Annotated in this window: 6 protein-coding genes and 1 pseudogene; all 7 read right to left on the bottom strand. The window is 66.5% G+C overall.

The features are described 5' to 3' along the window. Nucleotides 1-259: transposase (locus tag ACFE8Y_RS21050; RefSeq protein WP_375466316.1), on the bottom strand; the 259-nt coding region annotated here is incomplete at its 3' end. 79 nt (nucleotides 260-338) lie between these two features. After that, nucleotides 339-539, bottom strand: a pseudogene (locus ACFE8Y_RS21055) (IS6 family transposase); the annotation flags it as partial. Between the two features lie 334 nt (nucleotides 540-873). Next, the gene (locus ACFE8Y_RS21060; protein WP_375466317.1) at nucleotides 874-1446 is read right to left on the bottom strand and encodes a phosphate-starvation-inducible PsiE family protein; all 573 of its coding nucleotides are present in this window, start codon (nucleotides 1444-1446) and stop codon (nucleotides 874-876) included. A 193-nt stretch (nucleotides 1447-1639) separates the two neighbouring features. Next, a complete protein-coding gene (locus ACFE8Y_RS21065; RefSeq protein ID WP_375466318.1) occupies nucleotides 1640-2065 on the bottom strand; it encodes a hypothetical protein in 426 nt (141 codons plus the stop codon). Nucleotides 2066-2144: 79 nt separating this feature from the next. Further along, the gene (locus ACFE8Y_RS21070; protein WP_375466321.1) at nucleotides 2145-2654 is read right to left on the bottom strand and encodes a hypothetical protein; all 510 of its coding nucleotides are present in this window, start codon (nucleotides 2652-2654) and stop codon (nucleotides 2145-2147) included. Between the two features lie 92 nt (nucleotides 2655-2746). Further along, the gene (locus ACFE8Y_RS21075; protein ID WP_375466319.1) at nucleotides 2747-3229 is read right to left on the bottom strand and encodes an Hsp20 family protein; all 483 of its coding nucleotides are present in this window, start codon (nucleotides 3227-3229) and stop codon (nucleotides 2747-2749) included. A gap of 206 nt (nucleotides 3230-3435) precedes the next feature. Beyond that, nucleotides 3436-3675: a hypothetical protein gene (locus tag ACFE8Y_RS21080; RefSeq protein ID WP_375466320.1), complete on the bottom strand. Its 240-nt coding sequence runs from the start codon at nucleotides 3673-3675 to the stop codon at nucleotides 3436-3438. Between the last annotated feature and the right edge of the window lie 458 nt (nucleotides 3676-4133).

A 4133-nucleotide genomic window follows, 5' to 3' on the forward strand; every position in this document is an offset into this window, starting at 1 on the left:
GATCCGCCGCCATCCGCAGCACCGCCCGCAGGTCGCCGGCCACGTCCAGGAAGCACTCCGTGGAAAGCCACCGCTGCATCTGCTGGTAGACCGCCGCCCACGGCGGCAGATCGTGCGGCATGAACCGCCACGGCGCACCCGTCCGCACGATGTAGCGCAAGCCATTGAACACCTCGCGCAACTCATGATCGCGCTGGAGGGAATCCTCACGCAGCAGCGTCAGATACGGCCCGACCAGCGCCCACTCTTCATCGGACACATCGGACGGATAAGCAGCGCGATCATGGCTCCATGCCCTTCAACCGCCAACATGCCCGATACGTTCATAACACGCTCTAGGCCAGGACCCAGCGGTTCAGGGTGGAGTGGTCCACCTCCAGGCCGCGTTCCAGGAACAGCTCCTCGATATCCCGGTAGCTGAGTGGATAGCGCAGGTACCAGGCGACGGCCTGGACGATCAGAGCCGCCTCGTAGTGCCGGCCCTTGAAGTCAGCCTTGGCGCGCTGCTTCAGCTTCGCAGCGATGGCGTAAAGGATCATGGCCGGCTCCAAGTCGGAGGCGGCAAGCTGGTCAGGGATGGCTAACGATCCGTGAACGAAGGCGCGTTCGCGCTTGCGACAAGCCCCGCACGAACCCCCGTGACGAGCTCGCGCAGACGCTCCGCCCGTGCTTCTGCCTGTGCATCGACCTCCCTCACGTGTCGGCCCGCCGACCGGATCGCCGCCAGGAGTGCCTCGGGATCCACGTGATGTAGCCCGGCGCTACCGCAGGCGGCGTTCTCGTTCGATCCTTCCGGATCCGAGGGCGGTTCGACGATCACCGAGGCCCAACCCTGCCGCTCCTCCACCGTCCCGCACGCCGCCCCGACCGCGCTCATGCCGGACGCCCTTCGGTACGGGCATTCGCTGCGTTGTCCTTCCGATCCTGATCGCGCACGAGCCAGTGGACGGTCCCGAGCGCGAGCACGGCCGCCGCGAGTCCGATGATGGTCATCGGTTCGACCTTGGTCGCGTCCAGGATGATGAACTTGCGCGTGAGCGCCAGCAGGGCGATCAGCACCACCGTGCGGACCTGGATAATGGTGTCGCCGCGCTTGAGCACGCCCAGGATCGAGTGGTTGAACTCCAGCGCGATCAGCACCGTGAAGATCATGCCGAACACCGCCTGGAACACGCTGTGCTCGGCCGGGTCGAGCAGCCCCACGAGGAGGAGCATGACGATCCGGTAGGACAGGTTGACCATCGCCGCGACCACCACGAGGGAGATCAGCCCGGTGAGGGCGAGGACCACCACCTCTTCGAAGCGCTCGTAGAGGGTCAGGGTCGACCAGACGGCACGCACCTCCTTCAAGGTGTCGGTCGGCGCCGTGACGGCACGCAGTAGCTCAGGGGGCCTGTCGCCCGCCGTCGCCCGAGGCCGGGAATCATCGTTGTCGCGCTGATCCATCTTCAGCTTCTGTTCTGACCATAGGGGGCGAGCTGATCCTGCGCGGCCCCGAGCCTCGCCGCCTCTCGCCATCCCTCAGAGCCGATGAAGGTTGCCCCCGAAGGATACCGGAGCTGCGGCAGGACGGAGAATGGCGCCGGGGCCAGCGCGATGGGTAGGGCGGAACCGATCACGCCGACCAGCACAAAGTCCGTCAGCACGGCTGCCCCCAGCGGCCAGGGAAGAGCCAACAGCCGAGGGTAGATCCGCGCGCGGCCGCCGGACGGGCCGTGACACCGCCGCCGACCCGCAGTTCGGCCGCGGCCAGGACCACGGTGATCAGACCCACTGCGCAGAGGAGACCGAGCGGAAGAGGTGTGCCTCCGGGAGCCGGAACGCAGGGCATAGCGACGGTCGCGGCCCCGATCGCGAGCCGCGCCTTGGCTTTCCAGGTGCGGGGGCGGACGGCGCCCGACAAGCTGAAGCGGACGAGCAGCGCGCCGAGGAAGACGGCGCTGGCCACGCCGGCGGGCGTGCTGTCCGCCTGACACAACCAGGGTGAGGCGAGCAGGACGGCGCCGAGCCCGGCGCTGGCGAGGTTGAGTAAGATGTGGTTTCCGAGCGTGCTTTCTTTCAGCATCTGACCCTCCTTCTTCGAAGCAAAGGCCAAGGATGGTTGCGCGGCGATCAGGCCCTCGCGCGGGGCCGGTTTGGTGCCGTCAGGCGCAGACGGCGATGGCGGTTGCGCCTGACGGCGTCCGCGGACGCGGCCGGATCGCGGCCGGGCACGGCGGTGGGTCGTCGTCGTCGTCCCGGCGACCAGGGCGGATGTGCCGGCGCAGCATCCCCAAGGGACTCGACCGGCGCTGGACCGGAGCCTTGACGGCCACGGTTGAGCCCGGTCCCCAAGCGGCACTGCCGTCGAGCTGCGCCAGGGCGGCCAGCACGGCGTCGACCGACACTGGCTCGGCCTTGCACCCCGGCAGGCAGCGAAGCCCGGGCGCGTTCTCCAAAGTTTGGGCGTCCGACGCCCAAGATGCCAGAACCGCGCGCTTCTGCGCGCGCGAGAGCGTCGGGTGCGCCAGCACCTCCCGCGGGTGGCGGAACACGTCGCCGGGCGCGACAACCGCCTGCCACACCTCGAAGGAGGTTGGCCGCGCGGTGACCGGGTTCACGGAGCCGGTATGCGACGGATCGGGATATGAAGAGTGTGTCTCCATCATCGACAGGGTTCCTCCTGGATGGCCAAGCAGGTCACGACGGGGCGCGCCCCCGGGGCTTGCCCCGAGGGTGTCTGTTTGTCGGAACGCTGAGAGGCGCATCAGGCGGCCTTGGCGCGGTCCTCGACCTGGACTGGCGCGTTGTCCTGGCCGACGGCCGAGGATGCACCGCCGATCGGGATGCGCCGCGGCTTGAACGCCTCGGGCACCTCGCGCACGAGCTCGACGGTCAGGAGGCCATTGTCGAGGCCAGCCCCGGTGACCTTGACGTGGTCGGCGAGGTTGAAGGTCTGGCGGAACTGCCGCGCGGCGATCCCGCGGTGCAGGAAATGCCGCTGGCCGTCGTCCTTCCTCTGGCCGCTGACCAGGAGGGCGTTACCGTTCTGGGTCAACTCAATCTCGTCGGCGGCGAAGCCCGCCACCGCGAGGGTGATGCGGTAGGCGTCGTCGGCGACTTTCTCGATGTTGTAGGGCGGCCAGGTCGCGGCAGAGGGCTCAGCGCGCGTGGCCTGGTCCATCAGGTCGACCAAGCGGTCGAAGCCGACGGTGGAACGGTACAGGGGGGCGAAGTCGAAGGTCCTCATAACCACATCCTCCGTGGAGCAACATGATGACGAAGAACACCGAAGCACCAGCCTCGGCGCCTAGACTGGCGATCTCTAATGAACCTCGCACGTGCATAATGCGGATGCTGCGATCCGGTTTCAAGGGGTAGTTCAAATTTTTTGGACCCGCCAGTTAGCCTTGTGAATTGCCAAGCCCCCTTTACCGGTATGTCACGGCCAGGTGGTCAGTTCTGCACGCTCGGAGGCAGATCGAGCGCCATGCCTCGGGCCTTGATCTCGATGAGGCGCAGCAGCTTCTCGTCGGCGCCCTCCGCTCGCCAGCCCTCGATGGTAGCCGCGAGGAAGGCGGTGAAGTCGTCCCGGGCCAGCACGCCCTGCTTTTCGAGGAAGGTGATCAGCACGTTGAGGATGGCGACCGTGGCGTTGTCGGTCGCGGCGATTGCCTCGACCTGCGATGGCTTCATAGGCTTCTCCCTGAAGAAGCGGTCCCCCCGCAGCATGCCGGTCACTTTGTGCGGCTTCTGCCGATCGGCAAGGATGCTGCGCTGGGCTCCGTAGACCAATGCTTTTTGAACGGCGCGAGGCTCATCGATGTGCTGCTACGTCACCAACTCCGCGACCTCGACAATCCCGCCAACCCATCCAGCGCTGTCACGAGCTGCGTGAAGTCGATGGATGGGTTGGCGGGGTGTCGTGATCGTTTGGGTATGCCTGGTCGAGACACCGGCGCGAGAGGCTTTCTGCATCTCGTGCGATTTATGGTCGAGGTTTCGAGGCACCTCTTGCTTGGTTCTAGACCCATCCGGCGCAGCCACGAGCAGACCTTCCGAAGGCCTGAGATGGATCGATAGTAACCTGAACGATGTGTCTAAGAGCCTGTTTGAGTCCCTCAGCTGGCCGTCCCCATCTGTGTCGTGTGCAA

It is taken from the genome of uncultured Methylobacterium sp. (genome assembly GCF_964242245.1).
Taxonomy (GTDB): domain Bacteria; phylum Pseudomonadota; class Alphaproteobacteria; order Rhizobiales; family Beijerinckiaceae; genus Methylobacterium.

Excerpts from the sequence above, each read along its gene's own strand:
- ACFE8Y_RS21065 (WP_375466318.1), bottom strand. The coding sequence starts at position 2,065 with ATGCTGAAAGAAAGCACGCTCGGAAACCACATCTTACTCAACCTCGCC.
- ACFE8Y_RS21075 (WP_375466319.1), bottom strand. The coding sequence starts at position 3,229 with ATGAGGACCTTCGACTTCGCCCCCCTGTACCGTTCCACCGTCGGCTTC.
- ACFE8Y_RS21060 (WP_375466317.1), bottom strand. The coding sequence starts at position 1,446 with ATGGATCAGCGCGACAACGATGATTCCCGGCCTCGGGCGACGGCGGGC.
- ACFE8Y_RS21080 (WP_375466320.1), bottom strand. The coding sequence starts at position 3,675 with ATGAAGCCATCGCAGGTCGAGGCAATCGCCGCGACCGACAACGCCACG.